Genomic DNA, 26,480 nt, shown 5'->3' with positions numbered 1-26,480 from the left:
GACTGAACCGTCTTCACTGGCTGATCGATTCCAGCACGGAGATGATCGTCTGCTTGCGATCGAGATTGTAGGCATCGGCCACCGTAAGCTGTTCGTTGACGGCGCTGGTCAGCGTCGCATAGCGCTCTGCGGCCGCGAGATCACCCGAATGAGCCGCTTGCCGGGCCCGATCCATCAGCTCCGTGGCGATATGGGCCGTGAAGAAGGTGTAGATCGTATCCGCACCCTTCTGTGACAAGGCGTCCGCCAGCCGATGCATGGCCTGGCGCGCCGCCGGTCCCCGCTGCGCCAGCACATCCTGATAGGCGGAGATAATTTCTCCGCCGCCATAGTTCAAAAGCTTCAGCGCCTCCGAGACGCTGCCCTTGGCAGCCGCCAGAAGGCTACCGGCAGCACCCGGCTCCACACGCACCTGCAGGTGGTCCAGAGCCTTCTGCAAGGCCAGGTCATCGAGCGGTGACAGTCTGAGCGACAGGCATCGCGAGCGGATGGTCGGCAACAGCTTGCCCGGCGCATGCGACAGCACCAGGAACAGCGCCCGCTTCGGCGGCTCCTCGAGAATTTTCAGGATGGCGTTGGCGGCGCTCCGGTTCAGGTCGTCGGCCGGGTCGAGAATGATGATCCGCCAGTTGCCGCTGCCGGAGGTCTGAGCGAAGAACTTGCCGGCCCGGCGGACCTCGTCGACAGTGATCGCTGTCTTGAATCGTCCGCTCTTCTCGTCGAAGGGCCGCTCCAGGTGCAGGAGATTGTGCGACGCGCCGCTGGCAAGCTGACGGCTCACCGGGCTGTCGGGATCCGGATCCGATATATGATCGGGCGCATGTTCAGGCTCCGGATGGGTGAGGATGTGGTTGGCAAACCGGTAGGCGAGCGTCGCCTTGCCGATGCCCTCCGGCCCTTCGATCAGGATGGCATGGTGTCCCTTGCCGGACCGATAGGATTGCGCCAGAAAGCGCTCCGCATCCTCATGGCCGAAGAGCATGGTGTTGCGCGCCGGCGCAATCGCGCCGTCGAGGATGCGCTCGCTCTCGTCGCTCATTGCACGGTTTCCGTATGCGTGGCCGAGACGCGGGCCACCCTGTCGAGCAGCGGTTCGACGATGTCGCGAACGTAGGCGGCGATCTGTTCCTCGCCGCGCTGCGCATCGACGACCCGGCAACGCCCGGGCTCGTTGGCAGCAATCTCCAGGAATGCTTCGCGGCGCTTCTCGTGGGTGTCGATCTTTTCGCGCTCGAAACGGTCCGGCTCGACCGGCAGGCTGCCCGCTGCCGCGTCCGCCCGCTTTCTCGCCCGCTCCAGCCCGATGGCTGCCGGAATGTCGAAGATGATGGTGCAGTCCGGCACTGTGCCGTTCACCGCCACGCGCTCGAGCGATTCGATGAATTCCGGCTCCAGATTTCCGGTCACGCCCTGATAGACGCGCGAGGAATCCATGAAGCGGTCACAGAGCACGATTACACCGCGCTTCAGCGCCGGCCGCAGAACCTGTTCGACATGATCGGAGCGGGCTGCGGCAAACAGCACGGCCTCCATGCGCACGCCGTAATTTTCCGCAGCGCCTGAAAGAAGCACATGGCGCACGGCCTCGGCACCGGGAGAGCCGCCGGGCTCGCGGGTCGTCAAGACGTCATAGCCGCGCGACCGCAGCCATTCGGCAAGCCGGCGAATCTGGGTCGACTTGCCGGCCCCTTCCCCGCCTTCGAAGCTGATGAATAATCCTGGTTCGTTCGCCAATGCGCATTTCCCGTCGTTGGGCTATCCTTACCTTCAATCGAGATCGTGCCGCAACCGTCCCGCACACAATCCGCCGACGGCCGCCACAGAAAACGGCCGGTTTCTACATCCAGAAGAATATGAGCGATTTCGCGGCATCCATCGCCCGGCTTTCCAGAGAGCCGCGGCTGACCGCCTCTCCGGCCAGAAGCGGCACCTCGCCGAGCACCTGATCGCCGGAGAGGATCTGCAGCGACGCCATCTCGCTGCCCGCCTCCACCGGTGCCTTGAGGGGCCAGTTGTAGCGGATTTTGCCCCTGATGCCGGCGCTCTCGGCGGCAGGCACGTAAAGATCGAGCGGCTTCGCCACCTTGAGCGCCACCGTTGGCGCGATGCCGCCATAAACGTTTGCCTGCCCCACCACTTCACCGCCGTCGAACATGTGCCGCGGCTTGAAGGCGGTCATGCCCCAGTTGAACAGCGCCTCCGCCTCGCTTGCCCTGTCCTTCTCCGTGGCAACGCCGCTGAAGGCGAGATAAAGCTGGCGCCCGTCACGCTGCATCGAGCCGACATAGGCGTAGCCATAGCCGTCGGAATAGCCGAGGCCGAGGCCGTCGACACCGCTGTCAATCCGGATCAGCGGGTTCTTGTTGCGCTGGAAGATCCCGTTCCATTCGAACGATTCCTCCGAAAAGTAGCGGTAATACTCAGGGTAGGTTTTCTTCAGATGCTCGGCGAGCCTGACGAGATCGCCGATGGTCGTCCGGTTGCCGGGATGCGGCAACCCTGTCGGATTGGAGTAGAACGTATTCTTCAAGCCGATCGCGGCGGCCCTGCGGGTCATCCGTTCGGCGAATTTCTCCTCCGACCCGTCCATGCCTTCCGCGAGGATGATGCAGGCATCGTTGGCGAGCTGGACCGCAGCGCCGCGAATGAGATCTTCCACCCGGATCTGCGACTTGATCGCCGCAAACATGGTGGTCGTGCGCGAGGGCGCGCCGCCCGTCCGCCAGGCGTGCTCGGAAACCGGAAACTGCGTATCGAGGGTGATCTCGCCCTTCTTCAGCGCGTCGAACACCACTTCCATGGTCATCAGCTTGGCGAGAGAGGCAGGCGGGAGCGGGCTGTCGGCGTTGCGCGACATCAGCACCGTGCCGGTGTTCGCCTCGAGCAGCAGCACCCGGTCCGCCTTGGTCTCGAAGTCCTGGCCGAAGGCGGCTGCTGGCATCGCGGCCAGTGCCATCACCAAGGCCAGCCAGCCGAAAACCTGTCTGATTTGCGAAATGCGCATGATGGTTCAGCTCACACCCCGTCCAAGCATCCATCCGGGACAATGCGGGCTGAAGGACCGGCCGTCAATTGCCGGCGTCTGCGTTCTGCATCTTGTGGTAAAAGGCGACGATCGAGGCAGGTGTCAGATCGCCCTGCGGCCGCAAGACCGCATCGAACGGCGCCTGCGAAGCGCCGGCGGACGCGTCATCCTGATAACCGGCGACCAGGCTGCTGCCGGACGTCGTCATGGCCATGTAGCCGCCCGGACGGGCCAGCGGAATCGGGCCTTCTTCCGGCAGAAGTACGAACTGATCGAAGGCAGAGGTCGGCTCGGCGCTCGGCACCGGAACATCGCCACTATAGCCGCCCGTCGGTGTCGGGCCGGCGAAGGCGGTCTGGGAATAGAGGCTCGATGCGGTGGCGTCAAACGACGGCTGAGCGCTCGGCAGCCGCGATCCCTTCAGCGACGGAACAGGTGTCGGAACCGGAACATTCTCGCTGTGCGACAGCGAGTTCGGCAGGATCTTGTTGGCGGCCATCATGATGCCACCAGCGAGATTGCCCGGGAAGCCGTCCTGCGGAACCCGGCCACCCTTCTTGACATAGGAGGCCATCATATACTGCATGTCGTTGCCGTTCAGCGGCGCACGGCCGACATATTCGACCTTTACCTTCGCGGTGCCTGCCTGCTTCATGTCGAGGAGCTCGGCAGCCTTGCCGGAAACGTCGATGATACGACCCGGATGGTACGGCCCGCGATCGTTCACGCGGACGATCAGCGAAGAGCCGTTTTCAAGATTGGTGACGCGGGCATAGCTCGGCAGCGGGAAGGTCGGATGGGCCGCGGAAATGAACTGCTGGTCATAGATTTCGCCGTTGGCGGTCAGGCGGCCATGGAACGCGGAACCGTACCAGGAGGCTAGGCCCGTCTTGGCGTAGTTTTCGTCTTCTGAGGGGAAATACCATTTGCCGCGAACCTGATAGGGCTGGCCGACAAGCGCCCGACCGCCGCCGCGCGGGATTTTCGCCGAGGCGGTCGTCACGCGCGGGCTGGCCTTTACGCCATATTCCTTCTCGGAAAAATATTCCTTCGTCGCGGAGGTCTTGACCGGCTTGGTCTCCGTCGTCGTGCAAGAAGCAGCTGCGGCACACATTGCCACTACCGCCAGCCATCGCGCCTGCGCGCCGCCTTTAACCCCGCCAATTCGCAATGCTATCTGTCCCCTGCCGCGAAATTCTCATTTCCGATCAATGCTCCACCCGCATGGTTCGATCGATCGAAAGCTCAGTTTGCAAGACCCGATTACAATATGCAATCACGATATGTAACGCCTTATAACATGGCAAAATTGAGAACGGAACGCTCAATTTCCCTGCCATGAATTCCGCTATGGTTAGCGGTTGGTTAACGGTACGCGACCCCAATATTTTTCATGGTTTCATGACTATTCTTGAATATACATGCGCGAGGCTTGTGCCTATCGTTTGCACATGCCTGATACGCCGCCCGCCGCACAAGATGACGTCATGATTCCCGTCAGCCTGTACTGCCGCGACGGCGTGCATTTGTCCGGTCACAGATGGCCGGCGCGCACAGGCGGGCAATCGGGTTGCGTCATCGTCAATCCGGCGACCGGGGTGCAGGCGCGCTACTATCATCGCTACGCGCGCTTCCTGGCCGAACACGGCTTCCATGTCCTGACCTATGACTATCGCGGCATCGGCCTATCCCGACCGCAAGACCTTCGCGGCTGCGGCTATCTCTGGCGGGAATGGGGCGAGCAGGACTTCGATGCAGCCTTGCGCTTTGCCACCGCATGGCAGCCGGACGGGCCGATCATGGTCGTCGGCCACAGCATTGGCGGCTTCCTGCCGGGCCTGTCGGAGAACGCGGCGGCCATCGACCGCATGCTGACCATGGGCGCGCAATACGCCTGGTGGGGCGACTATGCCGTACGCCGGCGCGCCGCACTGTTCTGGAAGTGGCACATGGTGATGCCGGCCGCGACCGCTCTGTTCGGCTATTTTCCGGGAAAGCGGCTCGGCTGGCTGGAGGACCTGCCCGCCGGCGTCGCCAATGAATGGTCGTTTCGCGGCCCGAAATTTGAACGCAGCCATCCGGCCCCCGAGCGCAAGTCAGCATTGTCACGCATGGCAGCCGTCAAGGCCCCGATCCTCGCCGTCGCCATGGCCGACGACGAACTCGGCACCCTGCCCGCCATCCGCCGGACGCTTGACTACTACACGTCCGCCAACAGGCAGATTGCCCAACTGGCACCTGCCGACTATGGTCGGCAGGCGATCGGTCATTTCAACCTGTTCCACGACAGCCACAGGGATGGATTCTGGACGGATACGCTTCACTGGCTGAGGGACGGCCGAAATCCTTGGCCGGGGAAGACGGTGGCGCTGTGATCGCCACGCCCTTCCCGGCCGCATATGCAAAGGGCACGGGCAGACACCGGTATTTGCGCGCCTGTTACTCCGTCGGCTGAATAACCGCCCTCCAGTGGCGATGCAGTGCCGCAATGTCGCCGCCGGTCAGGATTGGCATGGCCTTCTGCAAGTCCTCGTCTTTCCAGTCCCACCAGCGAAGTTCGAGAAGCATCGCTATTTGGGCGTCGTCAAACCGCTTTCGGATCACTCTGGCGGGGTTGCCGCCAACGATCGCATAAGGTTCGACGTCTTTTGTGACCAGCGCTCTTGTTCCGATGATCGCCCCATCCCCGATGCTGATGCCCGGCATCACGATTGCCTCGGACCCGATCCACACATCATTGCCGATGATGGTGTCGCCGGCCGACCGATATCCGTTCTCGGCCCCCTCGAAGAACGGAACTTCATTCATCCAGTAGAACGGAAACGTGCTGATCCAGTCGTTTCTGTGCCCCTGGTTTCCCGCCATGATGAATGCGGCACCCGAACCGATCGAGCAGAAGGAGCCGATGATGAGCCGATCCACGCCTTCGTCCGGCAATAGGAAGCGGGCGCAGTCATCGAATCCGTGACCGTGATAATAGCCGGAATAGTAGCTGTATCGTCCGACCTGAATGTTTGGATTGGTGACGAGACGATCGAGAGTGATGCCCCTGAACGGGCTTTCGAAAACATTGTGCATAGTGAAGTACCATTGATAAGCAAACCGCGCATAAAGCGGCACTCACCCGCTCGCGCGGGCACCTCCGGCAGCAATCCCCAGGATCGCTGGCCGAGCGCTTCTCACGTCAAGGACGGGGAAGCGCTATGGAGGTGGTACAATCTGCGGATTTCATGTCGTTATCTTGCACAAGCTGACGTCAATTTCCAGGCCAGACTTGATACGGCTCGATGCCCGCCTCCGCCAGTCGTTCGGAAAATCCAATGGACACGCATTGCGAGCCATGGTCGGAATGGTGAATCAGCCCGCCACGTTTGAGGGCGCGCCGATCATGCAGTGCCTGGTCGAAAGCATCGAGGACGAATCCCGCCTGCGCCGTTCGAATGGCCCGCCAGCCAGCGATACGGCGGGCGAAACCAACGCGATGCCCTCTTCAGAACCAGTCTCTCGGAGCTCACCAACGATCTGCTCTGCCTTCCCAGAGATTCCACAATTTCTGAGCAGTTTCGGCTTCAAGCTTGGATATCTCGCAAGAAGCCTTCCACCAGCACCAAAAATTCCTCAAGATTGTCTTGGTTGATAAGGTGAGCAGCGTTTCGTACCTGCACGAGTTGCGAATCTGGCACCAACTCGTTGACTCGTTCCGCAATGGTCGGGAACGGAGATGGAGACATGCTGCCGACAAGCACGAGTGTTGGAGCCTTTACCGCGCCCAATAGAGTTGCGGAAAGCGGCGGCCGACTTTTGTCTTGCATCTGAAGCAGAATGGAGGAGGCATTCGCCAGAGATATCGCCTTCAATTCCGGCAAGCGCTCCTCCCATTTCAGCCCGCCGCAGACACTGTCAAGATAACGGGCTACTCCCTTTCGCGTCTCGCCGGCCTGCAGCAGAAGTAGCGCCTCTTTCTGGTCCTCGGCAAGGCTGCGCGCTGGCCGCTGCCCTTCCGCTGATCCGCCCGGCTCCATGAGAATGAGGGATCTCGTCAGATCAGGCCGCAAACCTGCCAGGGACGCTGCGAGATACCCGCCATAGGAATGCCCCACAAGATGTACAGGCCCCAAGCCGAGTGCATCTATGAATGCAATCATATCCTCAATCTGGTCTTGGGCGCGGTATGGAACGTTCTCGTGGTCTGTCGGGACTGGCCAATGGAATCTGCGACTGGGCGCGATGCAATGATACGAGTCGGAAAGACCCTTTATCGCATCGTTCCAGTACCGCAGATCCAATGCCGATCCGTGAATGAAGACAAGCGGCGGTCCATTGCCCTCGCAAATGTAGGAAAACTCGTAACCGCGAACACGTAATTTCTTCATTTCAACCTTGCCCTGTGTGACGTTTGCAGCGGAAAATTCTCACCCATAGACAAGCGTTGGTAGCCATAGTGCCAGTTCGGGAACAAAGGTCACCAAAATCAGCAAAGCCACCATAATCGCAATGAAGGGCATGACACCGCGGGTGACCTCCGACAATGGCGTATTGGTTGACGACGAAAGAACGAACAGGTTCAGGCCAATCGGTGGAGTAATGAGAGCCAGCTCCATGTTGATCACCATAACCACCGCGAAGTGGATGGGATCGATTCCCAACGGCCCTAGCAACGGCAATATTATTGGCAACGTGATCAACATGATGGCCATCACTTCCAGAAACGTTCCAAGTATCAGGAAGAAAATGTTGATAATGATGAGGAACTGCCATGACTTGAGATTGGCGTCAGCAATAACATCCGCAAGTGCCTGCGGCCCCCCGGATCCTGTCAACCAATGTCCGAAGGTAACCGCCGTCATGATAATCGCGATGATGGTGGCGGTTCTGCGCATCGATTCCCCGATAATCGGGATTACGCTGCGTAGTGTGCAGCCTTCGTAGAAGACAACACTCACGATGATCGACAGGAGTGCAGCAATGCCGGCGGCTTCCGTTACTGTGACAATTCCCGAATAGATGCCGCCCAGGATGACGACGGGGATCGACAACGCGGGCAGTGCGCTCCATGTCCGCTTGATTGCCTCGGCACGTGCAATTGGTGGAGACTTCGAATAATTTTTGCGATGGGCTGTCCATACCGAATAGGCGATGAACAAACCGGCCTGTATCAGCCCCGGCAGCACTCCTGCAAGAAAAAGGCGTGGCACGGATTGCTCCGCAAGCATCGCGTAAACGATGAACGCCAGGCTCGGAGGGATCAGGATTCCGAGCGTACCCGACGCCCCGATCAAGCCGGCGGAGAAGGAGCGAGGATAATTCTGCTGCACCATTGCAGGCACGAGAATCACCCCGAGCGCAACCGCGGTGGCCACGGAGGAACCGCAGATGGCCGCAAAGACGGTGGTTGCGAGGACGCCGGCCACGGCAAGGCCACCGGTCATTCGCCCCACCAATACATTGGCGAAATCCATAAGAGCTGCAGCAATCCCGCCCCTCTCCATGAATGTCGCGGACATTATGAAGAAGGGAATTGCCAACAATGTCAGCGAGTTCAGATGATCCATGTAGATCTGGGCTACGCTGACGGGAGGCATGCCTTCAAGGAGCAGCATGACACCGGATATCAAACCCAGAACAATGTAGATTGGAATGCCCACCGCCAAAAGCGCAAACAGGGCGAAGGCTACCAGAATATATTCCATGGCTTAGCCCTCTTCCGTTTCAGCTGCTGCGTGGCGGCGTGTCACAAGACTGGCCCCATAGACGAGGCACTGGAATAGCATTCCGACCGGCAAGGCGAGGTAATAGTAGGCCTTCGGGAAATGCAGAGACGTATCACCGACTTCGCCCAGCATCAGCGCAAAACCCACCATTTTCCAACCAGCCCAAGCCAGCGCCGCGGAAAATGCGAGACCGATGCACCATGTCCCGATCAGATAGGCGCGTTTGGCACCCCCCTCCAAGCGGGCAACCAAAAAGTCTGCGCTGACATGCTCGTTTCGCAAGGCGAGTTCTCCAAATGAAAGAAACACCGCCCAGATCACCGCATATACAGTGACTTCAGATCCCCAATCGGTCAGGATTTGCGGAGCAAAATATCGTCCCACAACCTCGTAGCAAACGAGAAGAAGCGCCAGGAGGCCAATGATCCCCGAAACATACTCGGAGAAATGGCACAGTTTCCTAATGTATTTCATAGATTTAAGACCCACGGAACGCACGGACACGCAACCTAATGAAGGTTTGGTGTCCGTGCCTTTGAGATGATTTCCTTATGAGGGAGACCGGCCTTTAATTCGATTTGGCTAGTTCGTCGGATACCAATTTGATGAACGCCGGATCGATGCCAAGTTCCTTGATCAGGTCAGGCTGACCTTCCAGCAGCTTTCGACGCGTCGCGTCCAGCGCAGCCGGATCCGGATCAATCGTCTCCACCCCATTGTCGGAATTGAAGCGACGCGCTTCTTCCTGGGAGGTGAGAGCAGACTTGCGGGCATCCGCAACCAGCGTGTTCCAGGTTTCCTCGATCAAAGCCTGAATTTCCGGCGGGTATCCGTCCCACGCCTTCTTGCTGATCATCGGCACATATTGAAGGAAAGCCTGACGATCCTCGAAGCCGTACTTGATGCCGCTTTCAAACAGTTTGGAGCTGCGGACAGATTCCTGAGTGCTCCAAATTCCGTCGACCGTACCTCGCTGAAGCGCCTGAGGCACATCAGAAATGGGAATGACCACAGGCGTTGAACCCAGCGCTTCATATCGTTGGATTGTCGCTGCGCCGCCGGGAACACGGATCTTCAGACCCGCCATGTCTTCCGGAACAAGCAGCTTTTTCTGGGTCGTAAATACACTGCCATACCCCAGATCGAAATAGTGGCCGATGACCTTGACGCCCAGCTTCGCTTCGATCAGCTCATTGAGCTTGTCACCGGCGGGACCATCCCAGAGTTTTGCAATTGTATCCGGATCGAGGCCGTAAAACATGGGCAGAAGCGGGACATTCGCCTCGGGAACGACCTTGGTCAGATGCTGGTGCAGCGGCGCGCCCATGTCGATGGCGCCTTGCGCCAAGGCGATCGGAACGGTGGCTCCGCTGTATTTCGAACCCGATGAAAAGACGGTTACCTTGATCTCGCCGTTTGAATTCTTTTCAAGCTCTTCACCAAAACGGATCATCGCCTTGCTGCGAACATGCGTGGGCGGAGACTCCAATGCAATCTCAAGCTTATATTCGGCCGCCTGCGCGGCCGTTGTCAGCACAGCGGCGATCGCAAGCGCGTAAGACGCCAGTAACTTTCCCATTTATTCCTCCCAAGTTGATGTGGCCTGCTCATCTGCCTGCCACGGAAACACGAGGCTTTTTAACAGAAATTGCGGATCGGGAAAAATTATGGGAATAGATATCTGATATCAAATTTGGAGATGCCACATGCTGAGGTCGAGAGATCTGCCGCTCTTGATGGATTTCGTTGCTGTCTGCCGAAGCGGAAGCATCAGCGCCGCGGCTCGCGAGTTGAACACAGTGCAGTCGGCGATAACCCAGCGCGTTCAACGATTGGAAGAGGCTTGCGGAACCGAGCTTCTGGTTCGTCACTCAAGGGGCGTGTCTCCCTCTGACCAAGGGAAAGTCATGTTGCGGCTGGCCGAGAGCTTCGAGACATTGCTCTTCAATGCCAACCAAGAGCTCAACGAATGGCTGTCCTCGCCAAGTGGCTCGATCACTTTCGGCCTCCCCCCTTCCTTGACGCCGACGCTTGTCGAACCTCTCATAAATGACTTCGCCCTCCACTTGCCTAATGTTCAGATTTCCCTGACAGAAGCTATGTCTGGCTATCTGGAAGGCTGGCTGGAAAATGGTGAAACCGATTTCGCGATCGTTTTTCAAAGGCCGCATGTCGAAGGAATATCAACCACGCCGCTTCTGGATGAGGAACTTTATTTGTTGGTCATCCCTGAGCTCGCGGCCGACCTGCCAGCGTCGGTCACCATTCGCGATATTGCCCGGCTTCCGCTGGTTGCGCCGAGCCGTCGGCATTCAACGAGATATCTGCTTGAATCGGCAGCAGCGGAGGCCGGACTGGAGCTTAACATCCTTTCCATCGACGCGGGCCATCAACTCATCCGGCAAGGCATTGCCGGACGTTGCGGCATGGTGCTGTCGCGCTCGGCTGCAGCACCTGAACTTGCAGCAGGAGACTTGGTGGCAATTCCCATTCGGCAGCCAAAATTTCAGAGGACAATTTATCTAGCCGAACGCAGCGAGGCATCTAAATCTTATCTGGTCAATGCCGCGCGCCAGCAGTTCCTAACAACCTTCGAACATCTCGTTGTCAGTGGAAAACTCATGGGCCGCCCGCGCGGCGCTTTGACCGATCTTGGAAAAGAGGCATTAAAATAGTCAGCATAGTTCGTACCAAGGGGTCTGGAAGGAATCGCACAACACACTGATTCCCAAGTAGGCTGACCATAGCCGTGCGCAGGCACTGCAAATGGAGCAGTCCAGCGCCCGTCGCGAGCGTCCTCACCCGATTTTAACCGATTTCCGCGCCGTCAATCTGAGTATTTGAAGATGCAACAGCCAATCGGCAGTTTTGCAACACGTATGCAGTTGCAGCATTGTTGCAGAAAAGAATCGAGAATGTTGCAAGCCGCCTCAAATTGAGACGCTTGGGGGAGTGTAGCTATATAATATGTTTTCATATGGTTATGGCGGATGGGGTGGGATTCGAACCCACGGTACGGTCTCCCGCACGCCGGTTTTCAAGACCGGTTCCTTAAACCACTCGGACACCCATCCAACGGCTGCCTTATGAACAATGGCCGCCCGCTTTGCAAGCCGGACATTGCGGCCGCCGAATATTTTCAAACTCTCATTTCAGGCCGGAGATGACCTTGTCCCCGATGGCTACCCCTGCCCGCTTGGCGGCGCCACCGTTGATCTCCAGCACATAGGCGACCGGCTGGCCGGATGAAATGATCGTGTCGGAGTACGGTTCGGTGTTCTCGGCGATATTCCGGATGTTGCCGTCCTCGTCGATGAACAGCATGTCGAGCGGCAGCGGCGTGTCGTGCATCCACATCGATACCATCCGCGTCGTGCCGAAATCGAAGAGCATGCCGGCGGTCTCGTCGAGCGTCTTGCGCTCCATCAGGCCCTTTTCCCGTTCGGCCTGGGTCGCGGCGATCTCGACCTGGAACGTTACCGTGCCACCGCTGGCGCGGGCAATCTCCAGCGCCCGCGTGCCACCGGCGCTGGCCGTGAAATTCGAAGCGACGAGCACAAACGAAAACAGCGCCATGACGGCGCTGAAATGCAGGAGCGTTCTGGACAGGAGTCGCATCAGTGCGCGCGGCTGCCCGGATTGGGCATGTCCGGATGGATTTCGGCAGCCATAAGCCCCTTGTCGCCGTCGCCGAAACGGACCAGCACCACCTGGCCCGGACGCAATTCGGTGAGCCCGAACCGGCGTAGCGTTTCCATGTGGATGAAGATGTCCTCGGTGCCCTCGCCGCGCGTAAGGAACCCAAAACCCTTGGTGCGGTTGAACCACTTGACGATCGCCCGTTCCAGGCCGCTCGTCGGCGTCACCTGCACATGCGTCTTGACCGGCGGCAGCTGCGACGGATGCACCGCCGTCGACTGGTCCATGGAGAGAATGCGGAAGGCCTGGAAGCCGCGGTCGCGCTTCTGGATCAGCGCCACGATGCGCGTGCCTTCGAGAATGGTCTGGTAGCCGTCCCGTCTGAGGCAGCTCACATGCAGGAGAATGTCCTGCATGCCGTTGTCCGGAATGATGAAACCGTATCCCTTGGCGACGTCGAACCATTTCACGACGCCGGTGATTTCGATGAGGTCTACCGGTTCGCCCGCAAGATCTTCAAGCTGCGGTATCCCTTTGGATGAAATCCTGTCAGCCATGCCTAAGTCAGCCCCTCGAATACGCGTTACCACAATAAAGGATACGTGCAATTTTGATTCTTGCAGACGAGATTAACATCCGGTTAACCATAGGGCGCAAGCCCCAGATTGCAATTATCCCATGGGCTTTTTATGGGCCATGCCTTGCCTGAAGCTGATTTGCGACCAAATATGCGTTGCAACAAACAAAGGGAGAGGTCATGCGCTATCTGCACACCATGGTCCGGGTCAAGGACGTCGACGCATCCATGCGTTTCTACTGCGAGCTGTTCGGGCTCGAGGAAGTCCGCCGCATCGAGAACGAAAAGGGCCGCTTCACGCTGATTTTCCTGGCCGCGCCGGAGGATGTCCCGGCCGCCAAGGAGAACAAGGCGCCCTGCCTGGAGCTCACCTACAACTGGGATCCGGAAGACTACTCCGGCGGCCGCAATTTCGGTCACCTCGCCTATGAGGTCGATGACATCTACGCCTTCTGCCAGAAGCTGATGGACAATGGCGTGACGATCAACCGCCCGCCGCGCGACGGCCACATGGCGTTCGTCCGTTCGCCGGACGGCATTTCGATCGAGATCCTGCAGAAGACGGAAGCGCTTCCCGCGCAGGAACCCTGGGCCTCCATGCCGAACACCGGCAGCTGGTAACAACCGCTCGCATCGGCGCTTGCCGAGACGAACCGCGTCAAACCGCACAGCTTAACGCAAGCCCTGCATGCTCAACTGCATTGGCCGCCTTCATGTCCAGCCCGGAATGAAGGCGGCCATGTGTTGTTTGCGGGGATTTCTCGAAGGTGCGGCAAAAGCCAGTTTCCATTCCATCCCGCCGCCATCTCCTTGGCGGCCTGGCGATCCTGATGACCGTTGCGCCGTTGAGCGCCTGCACGACATCCGGCAAGGCTGATGTCGATTCGGTCCTCTCGCAGGCCGCAGATGCCGACGCCGCCGAGACGAGCGCAACCGACGTTGCCCGCAGCAACGCCGAAAACTCCGACCGGCTGCAGACGCCCAATCTGGCCGATGCCAGCCAGACACCCGACAATCTCCAGACTGCATCCGTGCCCGCATCCGATCCGGCCGCCTCCTTCCAGAACGCCGTGATGCAGCCGACCGCGATCAACGCGTCGGCCATGAGCATCTTCGCCAACGCCCGCTCCGCTGCCCAGCCGGTCCAGGTCGCGTCCTATGCGCCGGATACGGGAACGCGCTCGTTCTTCGCACAGGTCTACTCGATGCCCGAGCAGGCCTACGCGGCCTCGCCCGGCCTCTATCAGAGCCTGCAGATCGAATCGCCGAAGGAAACCCATCCGGAACTCTCGACGCGCATGGCGGTGGATGAGGATTCGGAGGAGGACGAAAAGCCGCGAGGCCTCGCACGTCTCGTCTCCCTCTCCGGCATGACGCGCATCGCGCCCAACGGTCTCGCCATCCAGACGCCGGATATCGATGTCTCCTGCTTCAAGCCCGAGCTGATGGGCATGATCCACAATATCGAAAGCCATTTCGGCAAGAAGGTGCTGGTCACTTCCGGTTACCGCGACAAGGAAAGGAATCGCCGCGTCGGCGGTGTCGAAGGATCGCTCCACACCCATTGCGACGCCGCCGATATCCAGGTGAAGGGCGTTACCAACGTCGAACTCGCCAATTACGTCCGCGCGCTTCCGGATCGCGGCGGCGTCGGCACCTATTGTCACACCAAGTCCATCCATATCGATACCGGCCGCCCGCGCGACTGGAACTGGACCTGCGACGTCGCCTCGCGAAAGTAGCCGGGCGCAGGCCTTCCCCAGCGGATCGGTAAATATCTGTTTTCAATGGATGTTTGCATGAAGTTCACAGCACGTACCCCGGCTGTCATCTTTTTGCAAAAAAAACGGAAATCCCGCTTGCGGGAATCCGAAGTCCTGACTATAAGGTCGCCACGTCGCGAGACGCCGCAAGGCGAAAGCGACAAAGGCATGCGCCCTTCGTCTATCGGTTAGGACGTCAGATTTTCATTCTGAAAAGAGGGGTTCGACTCCCCTAGGGCGTGCCACCCTCTCCCCTCGGTATTGACTTTAAGATATACTTCTATCGCGCTGATATCGTGACGTTATCAACGCTTGCATTCCTTACTTGAGAATCTCCGAAAAAATCCGGCCGGGCTGAATTTTTCTACTTGCGGCGCAGCAAAGCCCTGACTATAAGGGCGCCACACCGCAAGACGCCGACGGATCGGCGCCCCGCGGAACGGCATGCGCCCTTCGTCTATCGGTTAGGACGCCAGATTTTCATTCTGGAAAGAGGGGTTCGATTCCCCTAGGGCGTGCCACCCAAATCTCCCAAACATCATCCTTAATATGTCAAAGCGGACTTGCCGCATCGACGACGCGGATCTGTACGCGCCGCGAACCCTGCCAGTGATCGGCTGACAGCGAACCGGCCAGATGCATCTGCGTGCCGCGGCCGTTCAGCAGGAACTGTCCGAGCGGCGTCTCCGCGGCGCGGAAGGCAATGCCGTCGATCCGGCTGCCGTCGGCGGCCGCTGCACTGATCTTCACATGAGTCGTGCCGACGACCCGGACATCGGTGATGCGATGGGAGGGCAACGCGAAGATCGGCTGCGGATGGCCCGAGCCGTAGGGACCGCCGGTCTCCAGCCTGTCCACCAGCTCCAGCGTGGCACCGGAGGCGGAGAGCGCGCCGTCCACCTTGAGCGTGCGGTTGTCGGTGAGTGTCGGAACGATTTTCTGAGTACGCTCGTCGAAGAACTGCCGGAGTTTGCCCAGATTGCTGCGCTCGACCGTCAGGCCGGCCGCCATCGCATGCCCTCCGCCCTTCACAAGCAGGCCCTCGTCGACGGCGGCGCGCACCATGCGTCCGAGATCGAAGCCGGCAATCGAGCGTCCGGAACCCGTCCCCTTGCCTGATGGATCGAAGGCGATGGCAAAGGCTGGTCTGTGAAACCGGTCCTTCAGCCGCGAGGACAGAAGACCGACGATCCCCGGATGCCAGTTGTCGCGCGCCGTGATGATCACCGAGGCGGCCGAGCCGTCCCCGTATTCCGCCAGCGCCTCGGCTTCCGCCTCCTCCAGCATCACGGCCTCCATCGCCTGACGCTCGCGGTTCAACTCGTCGAGCTCGCCGGCGACCTCTTCGGCCGCGATCGGATCGTCAAGCGTCAGAATCCGGCTGCCGAGCGCTGCGTCACCGATCCGTCCACCGGCATTGATCCGGGGGCCGATCAGGAAGCCCAGATGATAGGGCGTCACAGGACCATTGACGCCCGCCTTGCGAAACAGGGCGGCCAACCCCGGGTTCGACATCAGCCGGGCGGCGAGCATGCCCTTGACCACATAGGCGCGGTTCAGTCCCTTGAGCGGCACGACATCGCAGACCGTGGCCAGCGCCACCAGGTCGAGCAGTGCCAGCAGGTCGAAGCTGCCAACCCGCTTGTCGCCGCGCTCGCGCAGGAGCCGCATGCAGGCGACCATAACGAGAAAGACGACGCCCGCTGCGCAGAGATGCCCCTGCCCCGACAGATCGTCTTCCCGGTTCGGATTGACCAGCGCATGGCAGACCGGCAGGTCATGGTTGACCTGATGGTGATCGATGACGACCACCTCGATGCCGCGCTTTGCCGCGGCCTCCAGAGAGGTGTGGCTCGTGGAGCCGCAATCGACGGTGACGATCAGTTGCGCACCCTCGTCGATCAGCTGGTTGATCGCCTGCGGGTTGGGGCCATAGCCTTCGAAGATCCTGTCGGGAATGTAGATATGCGCTTTCACGCCGAAATGCGTGAGGAACCGGTAGAGCAGTGCCGAAGAGGCTGCACCGTCGACGTCGTAGTCCCCGAAGATCGCCACATGTTCATCCCGACCGATCGCGTCGACGATGCGTTCGGCGGCCTTGTTGCAATCGGTCAGCGTCGAAGGATCCGGCATCAGGTTGCGAATGGTGGGGTCGAGAAAGGCCGGCGCCTCGTCGATCCCGACGCCGCGTCCCGCCAGCACCCGGGCGATCAGCTCGGGAATGCCGTGCACCTGCGCGATCGCCAGCGCGCGGTTCTGCGCCGCCTGGTCGAGCCGGGAGATCCAGCTCTGCCCGCTGGCCGACTTTTCGACGTTGAGAAAGGCCCTTTGTACAGGATCGGCGGGTTCGTTCATGGCTTTCGTCATATATGCCCTTCGCTTGCCCTTCCTTGTCCTTTTTCCTGGCCCGTCGTCAACACCAGCGGCGCGAGAAAGATCAGCGGGCCAGCGCCGCCACCGGATCGAGGCGCGAGGCATTCCGCGCCGGCAGGAAGCCGAAGGCGACGCCGATCATGAAGGAGCAGAGGAAGGCCAATACGATCGATTCCGTCGAGAAGACGAGGCTGAAGCTCGGAACAAAGGCGTTGAACACAGCGCCGAAACCGAGCGCGGTGCCGATACCGAGCGCTCCGCCGATCAGGCAGACAAGCACGGCCTCGATCAGAAACTGCTGCAGGATGTCGTAGCGACGCGCGCCGACAGCCATGCGCACGCCGATCTCGCCGACGCGCTCGGAGACGGAGACCAGCATGATGTTCATCACCCCGATCCCGCCGACGACGAGGGAAATGACCGCGATCGCCGCCACCAGAAGCGTCAGCGTCTGTGTGGTCGATGTGATCGTCTGGCGGATGTCGTCGGTATTGAGGATGAAGAAGTCCTTGGTCCCGTGCCGCGCGGTCAGATAATCCGTGACCGCTTTTTCCGCCACGCCGGTATCAGTGTCGTCGGAGACCCTGACGGTGATGCTGCGAAGCGACATGCTGCCGAGGAAGCGCGCCTGCACGCTTCTGTAGGGTAGGTAAATGGGGAGGTTGTTGCGCCCGCCGAAGCCGCTCTGGGAAGCCGCGATGACGCCGACGATCCGGCACGGTACATCGCCGATGAAGACCACCTGACCCAGCGGATCGACGCCGCTGTCGCCGAACAGCGCCTTGGCCGCATCCTCGTCGATGACGGCATTCTGCGACATGGAATCGACATCGCTTTGGTCGAAGAACTGTCCGTCGACGAGCCTGGAGCCCTTGACGGCGAAATATTGCGCGCCGACGCCGTTGACGAGCGCGTTGGCCACCGTCGCGCGGAAGCGTACCGTGCCATTGGTCGAAACGGTCGGAGTGACCGCGGCGACATAGGGCAGTTGTGCCAGCGCATTCGCGTCGGAGACGACCAGCGTCGTCACCCTGCCAGACCGCACGTCGCCGAATCCCGAGCCGGGAAACACCTCAAGCGTGTTGGTTCCGAGGCTGGAGATGTTCTCCAGCACCTTGCGCTGCGATCCTTCGCCGAGCGCGACGACACAGACGACCGATGCAATGCCGATAATGATGCCGAGCATCGTCAGGAAGGTCCGCAGCCGATGCGCCTTCAGCGCCAGAAGCGCCATGAAGAACGCCTCCCGGAAGCGGTCGAGCGTAGCCCCGACCGCCGAGCGCCCCCGCCCTGCCAAAGCCTTGGCGGGTACGTCCGACGCCGCCCGCTTCTCCTTGGAGAGGCTGTCGCCGACGATGACGCCGTCGGCGATCTCGATGATCCGGTTGGCGCGGCGGGCGACATTCATGTCGTGCGTGACGATAATGACCGTTCGGCCGTCACGGTTGAGTTCGTCGAGGATTCGCAGCACCTCGTCGCCGCTCGCCTGATCGAGCGCGCCGGTCGGCTCGTCGGCCAGGATGACATCGCCGTCGTTCATCAGCGCGCGGGCAATCGAGACGCGCTGCTGCTGGCCGCCGGAAAGCTGACCCGGACGGTGATCGAGCCTCTCATGCATGCCGAGCCGGTCGAGAAGCTGGCTTGCCCGGGACAGACGGTCTCGCCGCGTTCGGCCCGCATAGATTGCCGGCACCTCGACATTGCCGATGGCGGAGAGTTCACCCAGAAGGTGATAGCGCTGGAAGATGAATCCGAAATGTTCGCGCCGCAGCGCAGACCGCTCATCCGGATCGAGAAGGCTCGTCTCCTTGCCGGAGACCTGATAGTTGCCGGATGTCGGCCGGTCGAGCAGTCCGATGATGTTCATCAGCGTCGACTTGCCCGAACCGGACGGCCCGACGATCGCGACCATTTCGCCGCGGGCGATCTCAAGATCGATATCGTTGAGGACCGTCAGAACCTGATCGCCTGCGGGATATTCACGCCGGACGTTCTTGAGGCGGATGATTGCGTCCTTCATCGGCTAGAGCCCCATGGCGCCTGCTGGCGGCCCGCCCCTGCCCGAAAAGGGACCAGCCGTCCCCGTCCCCTCGCCGATGACGACCCGTTCGCCCTCGGACAGTCCGGACTTTACCTCGACCAGCGTCTTGTTGTTCAGTCCGGTTTCTATCTGCCTCTTTTCGAGAGTGCCGTCCTTGCCGACCACCTGCACGCTGTATGCACCATCCTTGCCCGCACCGCTCAATGCCGAGGACGGGATGACGAGCACGTCCTTCGCCTCGCCGAGGACGATCTTCACTTCCGCCGTCATGTAGGTGCGGAACTTGCGATCCTTGTTGTCGATGTCGAACACACCGATGTAGTAGACCGCGGACGACGAGGATGACGACGAACTCGAGCTTGTGGACGTCGTTACGGCGCTGTCGCTGGTGATTGATTCCGGTGCCGGTTCGATCGAGGCAAGCGTCGCCTCATATTCGTGATCCGGTTGCCCGAGAATGTTGAAATAGACTTTTTGCCCGGGCTCGACCCTGACGATGTCCGCCTCCGAAATTTCGGCCCTGACGGTCATGGTGCTGAGGTCGCCCAGGATGACGATCGTCGGTGCCGACTGCGAGGCATTGACCGTCCGGCCCTCCTGGTTGACGACGGCAAGGACGGTGCCGTCGATGGGGGCGGAAATCCGGGTATAGCCGATATTGACCTTCGCAGTGTCGACGTCGACCTGCGATTCGACGATCTGCGCATCGATCGCGGCGATCTGTGCCTTGGCGGCCTCGACATTGGCCTCGGCCGTCTCAAGGTCCGCCTGGGAGCCGGCCTTCTGCCTGTAGATCGACTGCTGGCGTGCCAGCGTAAGCTCCGCACTTCTGAGATCGGCCGCCTTCTCGTTGCGCTGGGCCTTGGCATAATCGAGCTGCGCCTGGCTCGTCTTCAGGTTGTTTTCCTGCGTCGCCGAATCGATCTCGGCGATCAGGTCTCCCTTCTTGACCTGATCCCCGGCAGCCACCTTGACAGACGTGATCCGTCCGGACACCTGGGCCCCGACGGCGACCAGCTGTTTCGGCTTGATGATGCCGGTGGCCAGGACAGTTTGCGAAATCGTGCCCTTGTGCACGTCCGCTGCGATGTAGCGCGGCGTCTCGGCCCCAAAATAACGCGTCTTTATCCAGTACCCTCCGCCAATCAGAAGAAGGAGACCCAAAGCGGAGATAAACAAACGGAATTTCATCACATACTGCCGCAATCTGGCATGCGGTCCATCGAGAACAACACTGGTTGAAAAAATCGGGTGACAAAGCGTCACACCTCAAAGACCGATATCAGAGTTGCATTCCGCCTGAAACTTAAAGTTTAGCAAGGTTTGACATATGGCAGTTGTGTCTCTGCCGCAAACACGAAAAGGCCCGCGACAACCGGAGCCGCGGGCCTGTCTTCACGATTGCGGCAGCGCTCAGGGGCGCTCGATGCGGATGACCTGCGGTTCGCCGCGCAGGTAGCCTTCCCGCTGGATCGACGCCACGGCCTGGCGCACCGCTTCTTCCATCGTCGCGTGCGTGACCAGGATGATCGTCTTGTCGCCGGCCGAATTGACCGGCTCCTTGGAGTGCTGGACGATCGATTCGAGCGAAATCTTGTTCTCGGCCATGCGTGTGGCGATCGAGGCGAAGACGCCGGTGCGATCCTCGACCGTCAGACGAATGAAATAGCCGCCTTCGTGGCTGCGCATTTCCGCACGCTTGTAGGGCGCAAGAAGTGCGGCCGGCCGGCCGAGCGACGGCACGCTTTGCGCACCCGGCTGGCTCTTGGCAATGTCGGCAATGTCACCAAGCACGGCCGAGGCCGTCGCATCGCCGCCGGCGCCAGGACCGACCATCAGGAGTTCGCCGAGAATGTCGGCTTCCAGCGCCACGGCGTTGGTCACACCATCGACCTGGGCGATCACCGAATCGCGCGGCACCATGGTCGGATGGACGCGCTGCTCGATCCCCGTCTCGGTCCTCTGCGCGACGCCGAGAAGCTTGATCCGATAGCCGAGATCGGCGGCCGCATTGATGTCCTCGATGGTGATGTTGGTGATGCCTTCCAGATAGATCTCGTCGGCGGCAATCTCTGTGCCGAAGGCAAGCGTCGTCAGGATCGCCAGCTTGTGTGCCGTATCGTTGCCCTCGATGTCGAAGGCGGGTTCGGCCTCGGCGTAGCCGAGACGCTGGGCCTCTGCGAGGCATGCTTCGAACGACAGGCCTTCCTTCTCCATCCGGGTCAGGATGTAATTGCAGGTGCCGTTCATGATCCCGTAGATGCGGGAGATGTTGTTGCCGGTCAGCGATTCGCGCAGCGCCTTGATGACCGGAATGCCACCGGCGACGGCGGCCTCGAAATTGAGAAGCGCGCCCTGATTTTCCGCAAGCTTGGCGAGCGCCACGCCGTGGCGGGCCAGTAGTGCCTTGTTGGCGGTCACCACGTGAAGGCCGCGGGCCAGCGCCGTCTCGACGGACGCATGGGCCGAACCGCCCTCGCCGCCCATCAACTCGACGAAGACGTCGATGTCGGCGTCCTTCGCCATGGCGACCGGATCGTCGAACCAGGTGTATGTCGAAATGTCGATGCCGCGGTCCCTGTTGCGCGTGCGCGCCGAAACGGCCGTAATCGTGATCGGGCGACCACAGGTTACGGCCAGCTGGTTGGCACGGTTTTGGAGGATTCGGACAAGCGCGACACCGACGGTGCCGAGGCCCGCAATGCCGATCTTCAGGGCATCTGCCATTGGGTATTCCTGACGTTTGGGCTGAAGGGCGGCCGGACGGCCGCCCGTCGGAGGGTGATGGACTTAACGGTGGGCGTTGAGCGAGACGACGTTGTGCAGCGTGTCGTCCGCCGTCGACAGGAAGCGCTTGATGTTGCGCGCGGCCTGGCGGATGCGGTGTTCGTTTTCAACGAGCGCGATACGGACATGCTCGTCACCCTGCTCGCCGAAGCCGATGCCCGGAGCCACCGCGACATCCGCCTTTTCAACCAGCAGCTTGGAGAATTCCAGCGAGCCGAGATGGCGGAATTTTTCCGGGATCTTCGCCCAGGCGAACATGGTCGCCGCCGGCGGCGGCACGTCGAAGCCTGCCTTGCCGAAGCTGTCGACCAGCACGTCGCGGCGCTTCTTGTAGATCGAGCGAACTTCGGCAATGTCGCTGCCGTCACCGTTCAGCGCATGCGTCGCTGCCACCTGGATCGGCGTGAAGGCGCCGTAGTCGAGATAGGACTTAACGCGGGTCAGCGCCGAGATCAGCCGCTCGTTGCCGACGGCAAAGCCCATGCGCCAGCCGGGCATGGAGAAGGTCTTCGACATCGAGGTGAATTCAACGGTGATGTCGATCGCGCCGGGCACTTCCAGAACGGACGGCGGCGGGTTGCCGTCGAAATAGATTTCCGAATAGGCCAGGTCCGACAGCACGATGATGTCGTGCTTCTTGGCGAACGCGATGACGTCCTTGTAGAAGTCCAGCGTCGCGACATAGGCCGTCGGGTTGGACGGATAGTTGAGGATCAGCGCCAGCGGCTTCGGGATGGAGTGGCGCACGGCGCGCTCCAGCGGTCCGAAGAAGCTCTCATCCGGCTCGACGGAAAGCGAACGGATGACGCCACCGGCCATCAGGAAGCCGAAGGCATGGATCGGATAGGTCGGGTTGGGGCAGAGAATGACATCGCCGGGGGCGGTGATCGCCTGCGCCATGTTGGCGAAGCCTTCCTTGGAACCGAGCGTGGCGACGATCTGCGTATCGGGATTGAGCTTCACGCCGAAACGGCGGGCGTAATAGCCGGCCTGAGCCCGGCGAAGACCGGGAATGCCCTTCGACGCGGAATAGCGATGCGTGCGCGGGTCCTGGACCACTTCGCACAGCTTGTCGACGATCGCCTTCGGGGTCGGCAGGTCGGGATTGCCCATGCCGAGGTCGATGATGTCCGCTCCGCCCGCTCGCGCGCTCGCTTTCAAACGGTTGACCTGTTCGAAAACGTAGGGCGGCAGACGCCGGACTTTATGAAATTCTTCCATCATCGTTCCTCATGGAAATCTGCGGCTCAGCCGGCCGCCAGCGATCCCCGTTTTCCTTTCTCTTTCGACGCTACCCGGCAACGGGGTTCAAAAACAGGGTAGCATGAAGTGCATTCGAACGCATGGACGCTGGCGAATTTGTGGCCTGCGCCGCATTTCGGCACAGTGATTTGCGGCGAAAATGTCTGAAACGCAAGTCCCGTGGCGCACGCGATCGAGAAAACTTGCCTACTGCTTGATCTGGGTTTCCATATCCGTGCCGTGCGACTGGGCCAGCTTGCGCAGTTCCGCGACCTTCGCCTTGTACTGCGCATCGGTAAGCGTGCCGGCCTTTCGCTGCTGGCCGAGGGCTGTCAGCTGCGCCTGCAGGGCGGCCGCGTCGCCGTCGCTCATCTGGGTATTGGCGGCCACCAGGGGCGTCGAAATGTTGGGATAGCCATCCTTGCCGACAAGGGCGGACTTCTCAGCCGAACGCGCCGAAATGGTCGGCGGTGGCGGCTTGCGCAAAGCCAGGTCTTCCAGCGGAAAGGCGCTGCATCCGCTGATCAGCCCGAAACCCAGGACAGCAACGGGCAGAAATCTGGCCCCGAGTGACATCGTACGGTAGGTCACAGAAATTCCTTCAACAACGATTCCGGTGCACCCCCGCACCACCCTATTCACGTCTATTATCGAAAAGACGCGGGCAACTGCAATGGCGGGATGCCTAGCGCTTGTATTCTTTTTCATGCAGAATGTAAAAAGCCAAAAGAAAATGCGTTGTTCGGGAGGAAACTGGATTGGCTGATGGAGGTCGCACTGCGCGAGGTGAAAACGGTGACCGTGAGGCTCCCGGCTCCATCGACATAGAGCCTTTTGTCGTCAAGGACCCCGAAAACATGGCGATGAACATCGCCCGCGCGCTCCAGAATCTGGGCGAAGCCGCATCCGAATGGATCGGCCCTCGCGAGCGCGGCGAGGTGGCCGATGTCGTCGCCGAACCGATGGCCGACATGGTCAAGACGCTGTCCAAGGTGGTGGAATACTGGGTCGCCGACCCGAAGCGGACGCTCGAAGCTCAGACGATGCTGATGAACAGCTTCTTCGGCATCTGGATGCAGACGATGCAGCGCATGCAGGGACAGGAAACGGCGCCACCCGTCCCGTCCAAGGACAAGCGCTTCGCCTTCGACGACTGGTACAGCAATCCCTTCTACAGTTTCCTGCGCGAAGCCTATCAACTCGTGTCCAATTGGGCGGCAAAGCTCGTGACCGAGGCGGAGGGGCTGGACGAGCACACCCGCCACAAGGCGCAGTTCTACGTCACGCAGATCGTCGCGGCGCTGTCGCCGGCCAACTTCTCGGTCACGAATCCCGAAGTCTATCGCGAAACGGTTGCCACGAGCGGCATGAACCTCGTCAAGGGCATGAAGATGTTCGCCGAGGATATCAAGGCCGGCAAGGGCGACCTGCGCATGCGCCAGACGGATGCGAGCAAGTTCGCCGTCGGCGAGAACATGGCGCTGACGCCCGGCCAGGTGATTGCGCAGAGCGATGTCTGCCAGGTGATCCAGTACAATCCGTCGACGGAAACGGTGCTGAAGCGTCCGCTGCTGATCGTGCCGCCATGGATCAACAAGTTCTATATCCTCGACCTCAACCCGCAGAAATCCTTCATCAAGTGGTGCGTCGATCAGGGGCATACCGTCTTCGTGATCTCCTGGGTCAACCCGGACGAGCGGCATGCAAGCAAGAACTGGGAATCCTATATCCGTGAAGGCATAGATTTCGCGCTCGAAGCGGTGGAAACGTCGACCGGCGAAAAGGGCGTCAATGCCATCGGCTACTGCGTCGGCGGCACATTGCTGGCCGCGACGCTGGCCCTGCATGCGCGGGAGAAGAACACCCGTATCAAGACGGTGACGCTGTTTACCACGCAGGTCGACTTCACCTATGCCGGCGACCTCAAGGTGTTCGTCGACGAGGAGCAGTTGGACACCATCGAGACGCAGATGATGGCCAATGGCTATCTGGACGGCTCGAAGATGGCGATGGCCTTCAACATGCTGCGTTCGCAGGAGCTGATCTGGCCCTATTTCGTCAACAATTACCTTCGCGGCCAGGACCCTACGCCATTCGACCTGCTCTACTGGAATTCCGATTCCACCCGCATGGCGGCGGCCAACCATTCCTACTACCTGCGCAATTGCTACCTCGACAACACGCTCGCTCAGGACAAGATGGTGCTGGCCGGCTACAAGCTGTCGCTGAAGGATGTGAAGATCCCGGTCTATAATCTGGCGACCAAGGAAGATCACATCGCCCCGCCGAAATCCGTCTTTCACGGCTGCCAGTTCTTCGGCGGTCCGGTCGAGTACGTGCTGTCCGGCTCCGGACATATCGCCGGCGTGGTCAATCCGCCGGACAAGAAGAAGTACCAGTACTGGACGAACGGCGAACCGGTCGGCGATCTGGAAACATGGCTTGCCAATGCCAAGGAAACTCCTGGCTCCTGGTGGCCGCACTGGGACGGCTGGATCAGGAGCCACAACGACAAGCAGGTGCCGGCGCGCCAGCCGGGCGGCGGTCACATGAACGCGATCGAGGAAGCGCCGGGCTCCTACGTCCGCGCCCGCATCTAGTCGAAACTGTCTCAATGAAGTTCCCCTCGCCTCTCGTTCCGGCAACCCTGGTGCGCCGCTACAAGCGCTTCCTGTTCGATGCCGTCCTCGACACCGGCGAGGCGATCACCGGCTCCTGCCCCAATACCGGCTCCATGCTTGGTCTGACCACGCCGGGCTCCCGTATCTGGCTCTCAGAGCACGACATGTCCGGCGGGCGGAAATACCGTCACCGTTTCGAGATGATCGAGGCGGACGGCACGACCGTCGGGGTCAACACCGGCCTGCCCAACCGGCTGGCCGAAGAGGCCATCCGTAAGGGGATGATTGCCAATCTGGGCGACTATACGACAATCCTGCGCGAGCAGAAATACGGCCGCAACTCCCGCATCGACCTGTTGCTCAAGTCGGACGGGCTGCCGGACGCCTATGTCGAGGTCAAGAATGTGCACTTCATTCGAAAGCCCGGACTTGCGGAGTTTCCCGATACCGTCACCGCCCGCGGCGCCAAGCATCTTCAGGAACTTTCGGACATGGCGGCGATGGGTCACCGGGCGGTGATGGTCTATCTCATCCAGCGCGACGATTGCGACCGGTTTTCGATCTGCGGCGATCTCGACCCGGCCTATCAAACCGCGTTCCAGAGTGCCCGGGCGCTCGGTGTCGAGGCCTATGCCGTCAAATGTCAGGCAACGCCCGACGCGATCACGCCCATGCAGGCCGTGCCGTTGGTCGACTGACCG

General features: G+C 60.6%; 23 protein-coding genes, 3 tRNA genes and 1 pseudogene. 8 read left to right on the top strand and 19 right to left on the bottom strand.

The window, feature by feature from the left end; translation table 11 throughout:
- Nucleotides 1-13: 13 nt before the first annotated feature.
- The 4 genes from ACU5AY_RS07585 to ACU5AY_RS07570 all read right to left on the bottom strand — a co-directional run bounded on the left by ACU5AY_RS07585 (nt 14) and on the right by ACU5AY_RS07570 (nt 4,202).
- A complete protein-coding gene (locus ACU5AY_RS07585) occupies nt 14-1,039 on the bottom strand; it encodes a DNA polymerase III subunit delta' (RefSeq protein WP_446828604.1) in 1,026 nt (341 codons plus the stop codon).
- Nucleotides 1,036-1,734, bottom strand: coding sequence for a dTMP kinase (gene tmk / locus ACU5AY_RS07580; protein ID WP_446828603.1), 699 nt, complete (start codon nt 1,732-1,734; stop codon nt 1,036-1,038). The genes ACU5AY_RS07585 and tmk overlap by 4 nt, the downstream gene beginning before the upstream one ends.
- 103 nt (nt 1,735-1,837) lie before the next feature.
- Complete coding sequence (locus ACU5AY_RS07575; RefSeq protein ID WP_446828602.1) at nt 1,838-3,004, bottom strand: D-alanyl-D-alanine carboxypeptidase family protein; 1,167 nt, start codon at nt 3,002-3,004, stop codon at nt 1,838-1,840.
- A 64-nt stretch (nt 3,005-3,068) separates the two neighbouring features.
- Nucleotides 3,069-4,202 (bottom strand): septal ring lytic transglycosylase RlpA family protein, encoded by a 1,134-nt coding sequence (locus ACU5AY_RS07570; protein ID WP_446828972.1) that lies wholly within the window; start codon nt 4,200-4,202, stop codon nt 3,069-3,071.
- A gap of 310 nt (nt 4,203-4,512) precedes the next feature.
- On the opposite strand from ACU5AY_RS07570, the gene ACU5AY_RS07565 reads away from it, so the two are divergent.
- Nucleotides 4,513-5,400, top strand: coding sequence for an alpha/beta hydrolase family protein (locus tag ACU5AY_RS07565; RefSeq protein WP_446828601.1), 888 nt, complete (start codon nt 4,513-4,515; stop codon nt 5,398-5,400).
- Nucleotides 5,401-5,464: 64 nt separating this feature from the next.
- On the opposite strand, the gene catB is transcribed toward ACU5AY_RS07565, so the two are convergent.
- The 6 genes and pseudogenes from catB to dctP form a co-directional block, all read right to left on the bottom strand.
- Nucleotides 5,465-6,103, bottom strand: a complete 639-nt coding sequence (catB, locus tag ACU5AY_RS07560; protein WP_446828971.1) for a type B chloramphenicol O-acetyltransferase — start codon at nt 6,101-6,103, stop codon at nt 5,465-5,467.
- A 202-nt stretch (nt 6,104-6,305) separates the two neighbouring features.
- Nucleotides 6,306-6,497 (bottom strand): annotated as a pseudogene (locus tag ACU5AY_RS07555) (IS3 family transposase); the annotation flags it as partial.
- A 97-nt stretch (nt 6,498-6,594) separates the two neighbouring features.
- Nucleotides 6,595-7,398 carry an alpha/beta fold hydrolase gene (locus tag ACU5AY_RS07550; protein WP_446828600.1) on the bottom strand — a complete coding sequence of 268 codons (804 nt, stop codon included), beginning with the start codon at nt 7,396-7,398 and terminating at the stop codon, nt 6,595-6,597.
- A gap of 39 nt (nt 7,399-7,437) precedes the next feature.
- Nucleotides 7,438-8,715: a TRAP transporter large permease gene (locus ACU5AY_RS07545; protein WP_446828599.1), complete on the bottom strand. Its 1,278-nt coding sequence runs from the start codon at nt 8,713-8,715 to the stop codon at nt 7,438-7,440.
- Between the two features lie 3 nt (nt 8,716-8,718).
- Complete coding sequence (locus tag ACU5AY_RS07540) at nt 8,719-9,210, bottom strand: TRAP transporter small permease (RefSeq protein ID WP_446824156.1); 492 nt, start codon at nt 9,208-9,210, stop codon at nt 8,719-8,721.
- 94 nt (nt 9,211-9,304) lie between these two features.
- Entirely contained in the window at nt 9,305-10,315 is a 1,011-nt protein-coding gene (gene dctP / locus ACU5AY_RS07535; RefSeq protein WP_446828598.1) for a TRAP transporter substrate-binding protein DctP, read from the bottom strand.
- Between the two features lie 157 nt (nt 10,316-10,472).
- On the opposite strand from dctP, the gene ACU5AY_RS07530 reads away from it, so the two are divergent.
- Nucleotides 10,473-11,411 (top strand): LysR family transcriptional regulator, encoded by a 939-nt coding sequence (locus ACU5AY_RS07530; protein WP_446828970.1) that lies wholly within the window; start codon nt 10,473-10,475, stop codon nt 11,409-11,411.
- 309 nt (nt 11,412-11,720) lie between these two features.
- On the opposite strand, the gene ACU5AY_RS07525 is transcribed toward ACU5AY_RS07530, so the two are convergent.
- From ACU5AY_RS07525 to ACU5AY_RS07515, 3 genes are all read right to left on the bottom strand, one after another.
- Nucleotides 11,721-11,810 (bottom strand) — tRNA-Ser (locus ACU5AY_RS07525).
- A gap of 73 nt (nt 11,811-11,883) precedes the next feature.
- A complete protein-coding gene (locus tag ACU5AY_RS07520; protein ID WP_446828597.1) occupies nt 11,884-12,354 on the bottom strand; it encodes a DUF192 domain-containing protein in 471 nt (156 codons plus the stop codon).
- Nucleotides 12,354-12,932: a cold-shock protein gene (locus ACU5AY_RS07515; RefSeq protein WP_261930061.1), complete on the bottom strand. Its 579-nt coding sequence runs from the start codon at nt 12,930-12,932 to the stop codon at nt 12,354-12,356. The genes ACU5AY_RS07520 and ACU5AY_RS07515 overlap by 1 nt, the downstream gene beginning before the upstream one ends.
- Nucleotides 12,933-13,132: 200 nt before the next feature.
- On the opposite strand from ACU5AY_RS07515, the gene ACU5AY_RS07510 reads away from it, so the two are divergent.
- From ACU5AY_RS07510 to ACU5AY_RS07495, 4 genes are all read left to right on the top strand, one after another.
- Nucleotides 13,133-13,573, top strand: coding sequence for a VOC family protein (locus ACU5AY_RS07510; protein ID WP_446828596.1), 441 nt, complete (start codon nt 13,133-13,135; stop codon nt 13,571-13,573).
- Nucleotides 13,574-13,719: 146 nt separating this feature from the next.
- Entirely contained in the window at nt 13,720-14,694 is a 975-nt protein-coding gene (locus ACU5AY_RS07505) for a D-Ala-D-Ala carboxypeptidase family metallohydrolase (RefSeq protein WP_446828595.1), read from the top strand.
- 191 nt (nt 14,695-14,885) lie between these two features.
- A tRNA-Glu gene (locus ACU5AY_RS07500) sits at nt 14,886-14,960 on the top strand.
- 201 nt (nt 14,961-15,161) lie between these two features.
- Nucleotides 15,162-15,236, top strand: a tRNA-Glu gene (locus ACU5AY_RS07495).
- 31 nt (nt 15,237-15,267) lie between these two features.
- Here the strand turns inward: ACU5AY_RS07495 and recJ are convergent.
- The 6 genes from recJ to ACU5AY_RS07465 form a co-directional block, all read right to left on the bottom strand.
- Complete coding sequence (gene recJ / locus ACU5AY_RS07490) at nt 15,268-17,070, bottom strand: single-stranded-DNA-specific exonuclease RecJ (RefSeq protein ID WP_446828969.1); 1,803 nt, start codon at nt 17,068-17,070, stop codon at nt 15,268-15,270.
- An 82-nt stretch (nt 17,071-17,152) separates the two neighbouring features.
- Nucleotides 17,153-19,108, bottom strand: a complete 1,956-nt coding sequence (locus ACU5AY_RS07485) for a MacB family efflux pump subunit (protein ID WP_446828594.1) — start codon at nt 19,106-19,108, stop codon at nt 17,153-17,155.
- Nucleotides 19,109-19,111: 3 nt separating this feature from the next.
- The gene (locus ACU5AY_RS07480) at nt 19,112-20,320 is read right to left on the bottom strand and encodes an efflux RND transporter periplasmic adaptor subunit (RefSeq protein ID WP_446824149.1); all 1,209 of its coding nucleotides are present in this window, start codon (nt 20,318-20,320) and stop codon (nt 19,112-19,114) included.
- A 222-nt stretch (nt 20,321-20,542) separates the two neighbouring features.
- The gene (locus ACU5AY_RS07475; protein ID WP_446828593.1) at nt 20,543-21,856 is read right to left on the bottom strand and encodes a homoserine dehydrogenase; all 1,314 of its coding nucleotides are present in this window, start codon (nt 21,854-21,856) and stop codon (nt 20,543-20,545) included.
- Nucleotides 21,857-21,919: 63 nt separating this feature from the next.
- Nucleotides 21,920-23,137: an LL-diaminopimelate aminotransferase gene (locus ACU5AY_RS07470; RefSeq protein ID WP_446828968.1), complete on the bottom strand. Its 1,218-nt coding sequence runs from the start codon at nt 23,135-23,137 to the stop codon at nt 21,920-21,922.
- 228 nt (nt 23,138-23,365) lie between these two features.
- A complete protein-coding gene (locus ACU5AY_RS07465; protein WP_446828592.1) occupies nt 23,366-23,749 on the bottom strand; it encodes a hypothetical protein in 384 nt (127 codons plus the stop codon).
- A gap of 227 nt (nt 23,750-23,976) precedes the next feature.
- Between ACU5AY_RS07465 and ACU5AY_RS07460 the strand changes: the two genes are divergently transcribed.
- Together ACU5AY_RS07460 and sfsA are read left to right on the top strand one after the other, a co-directional pair.
- Complete coding sequence (locus ACU5AY_RS07460) at nt 23,977-25,758, top strand: PHA/PHB synthase family protein (protein ID WP_446828967.1); 1,782 nt, start codon at nt 23,977-23,979, stop codon at nt 25,756-25,758.
- A 14-nt stretch (nt 25,759-25,772) separates the two neighbouring features.
- Nucleotides 25,773-26,477: a DNA/RNA nuclease SfsA gene (sfsA, locus tag ACU5AY_RS07455; protein WP_446828591.1), complete on the top strand. Its 705-nt coding sequence runs from the start codon at nt 25,773-25,775 to the stop codon at nt 26,475-26,477.
- The last annotated feature ends 3 nt before the right edge of the window (nt 26,478-26,480 follow it).

Source organism: Rhizobium sp. PAMB 3174 (assembly GCF_052908375.1).
This window is presented reverse-complemented; position numbering and strand designations above follow the sequence as displayed.